This window comes from Azonexus sp. (assembly GCF_036170495.1).
Taxonomy (GTDB): Bacteria; Pseudomonadota; Gammaproteobacteria; order Burkholderiales; family Rhodocyclaceae; genus Azonexus.
The window spans coordinates 1-1,951 of sequence record NZ_JAVHPH010000393.1; the positions used below are offsets into that span (position 1 = coordinate 1).

3 protein-coding genes are annotated in these 1,951 nt (G+C 57.8%); 1 reads left to right on the forward strand and 2 read right to left on the reverse strand.

What is annotated here, in order from left to right; translation table 11 throughout:
• Positions 1 to 7: 7 nt before the first annotated feature.
• Positions 8 to 769 (forward strand): tRNA pseudouridine(65) synthase TruC, encoded by a 762-nt coding sequence (locus ADADOO_RS14555; RefSeq protein WP_511278229.1) that lies wholly within the window; start codon positions 8 to 10, stop codon positions 767 to 769.
• Here the strand turns inward: ADADOO_RS14555 and ADADOO_RS14560 are convergent.
• Both ADADOO_RS14560 and ADADOO_RS14565 read right to left on the reverse strand, forming a co-directional pair.
• Positions 766 to 1,203 carry a CBS domain-containing protein gene (locus tag ADADOO_RS14560; protein WP_511278227.1) on the reverse strand — a complete coding sequence of 146 codons (438 nt, stop codon included), beginning with the start codon at positions 1,201 to 1,203 and terminating at the stop codon, positions 766 to 768. The two genes, ADADOO_RS14555 and ADADOO_RS14560, sit on opposite strands and share 4 nt — an antisense overlap.
• A gap of 166 nt (positions 1,204 to 1,369) precedes the next feature.
• Positions 1,370 to 1,807, reverse strand: a complete 438-nt coding sequence (locus tag ADADOO_RS14565; RefSeq protein WP_511278228.1) for a hypothetical protein — start codon at positions 1,805 to 1,807, stop codon at positions 1,370 to 1,372.
• Positions 1,808 to 1,951 lie beyond the last annotated feature (144 nt).

A 1,951-nucleotide genomic window follows, 5' to 3' on the forward strand; every position in this document is an offset into this window, starting at 1 on the left:
CGCTTTTTTGCCTGAAATTCCGGTTGACCGTAGCACTGAGCCGCCGCTGCCCATCCTCTACCGCGACGAACAGATCGTCGTCATCGACAAGCCGCCCGGGCTACTCGTCCACCGCTCGGAAATCGATCGTCACGAAACACGCTTCGCCATCCAGATCCTGCGCGACCAGATCGGCCAGCATGTCTGGCCGGCTCACCGCCTCGACCGCGGCACCTCCGGCGTCCTGCTTTTCGGCCTGAGCAAGGAAATTGCCAGCCTGCTCGGGCGACAATTTGAAGCCGGAACGGTCGAGAAGCACTATCTGGCCGTCGTCCGTGGTTATCCGCCGGAATCGGGCAGCATAGACCACGCGCTCTCCCGACAGCGCGATGCCTATGAATTCCGGGGTGAGCGGAGCAGCACCGAGGCGCAAGCCGCACTAACGCACTTCCGGAAACTGGCGAAAATTGAACTGCCGGTTGCCGTCGACCGTTACCCGAACAGCCGCTACGCCCTGCTCGCAGTGGAGCCGATCACCGGCCGTCGCCACCAGATCAGGCGCCACCTCAAACACATCGCCCACCCGATCATTGGCGATGCGACCTACGGCAAGGGACGGCACAATCGTTATTTTGCCGAGCACCTCGGCTGCCAGCGCCTGTTGCTGGCCTGCATCGGCATGCGCTTCAACCATCCGCTCGATGGACGGCGGGTAGAAATAAAAGCGCCAGTATCCGGCGAATTCGCCGCCATACTGGCGCGTTTTGGCTGGTCCTCTGAAGGCGCTTAAGCGATATTTTCCTCGAGATGCTCCCTGAATTTAAGGTCACGTTCGAGCTGCACGATATCCTGACCCAAGGCATCGCGGGCAGAAACCATGCCCACTGGTGCACCGTTCTCGTCGACCACCGGCACATGGCGGAAACCACCATCAACCATGAACTGGAGGGCATAGCCCAGAGGTTTGTCGGCCCGAATCGTTTGCGGATTGGCGACCATCACCTGCGCCAAAGTGGTTTTATCCGGGTCCAGATTGCCAGCCAGAACCTTGTTGAGCGCATCACGCTCGGTGAAGATTCCGACGATCCGGTTGTTTTCGACAACCAGCAAGGCACCGATCCGCTTTTGGGCCATCAGGCTGCAAGCCGAGCGAACAGTGCTTTCCTTGGCGGCAAAAACAACGGTTTGGCCGGCGATGATGTTGCTGATGATGCGATTTGGCATGTTTGTCTCCTGCAGTGTTGTAAAAATCAGCGGCGTGCTTCCGGCAAGCCAGAAAGCACAGCACACGCGGAGATTACCTCAGCTTGATGACAATCACCGCAATGGCCCTGAAAAGATGACCATGCCGATCAACTCAACGTTCAATGAAAACCCAAAAAATTTTCACTCACGGCGCCAGTTCGTAAACCACGCGAACCCGGGCATCGGCTTTGGCCAGATCGACAAAACCCATCCCACCCGGATGCGAGACCACCCATCTCAGCACTTCTTCCGATGCACTAACCTTGGCCGGCGGCTGCATACGCCCTGAAAACACCTGCCTTGACCAGTAGGCGTTGATTTCGGACAAATCCTTGCCAACCAGCAGGCTATAAAAACGGGCCCGGTCCGGATGGTTATCTGATAAATCCACCGGCTGTGCCTCGACACCGTTGAAGTACTGCCGATTGCGACCAAAGTAGACGTTGATAACCTCGTTACGCGTCATGGCCGCAACACCACAGCGGGCATTGACGACAACAACCAGTTCGGCGCACACCTCGGCAGCTGGCTGAACCAGCAGCCAGAAAATCGAGCCGAGAAGGAACAGGCGACGAAGTAGCATGGCCTCAGAAAACGAAATCCACAGTCAGCGAGAACACATTCATTTCACCCTTCCAGCGCGCCCGGTTGTCCTGGCGATAGGGGAAAAGCGACGAGGAATCGCCACGGATGCCATCCCATTGCGCCTTGACGGCAACATTCCGCA

Excerpts from the sequence above, each read along its gene's own strand:
- ADADOO_RS14565 (WP_511278228.1), bottom strand. The coding sequence starts at position 1,807 with ATGCTACTTCGTCGCCTGTTCCTTCTCGGCTCGATTTTCTGGCTGCTG.
- ADADOO_RS14560 (WP_511278227.1), bottom strand. The coding sequence starts at position 1,203 with ATGCCAAATCGCATCATCAGCAACATCATCGCCGGCCAAACCGTTGTT.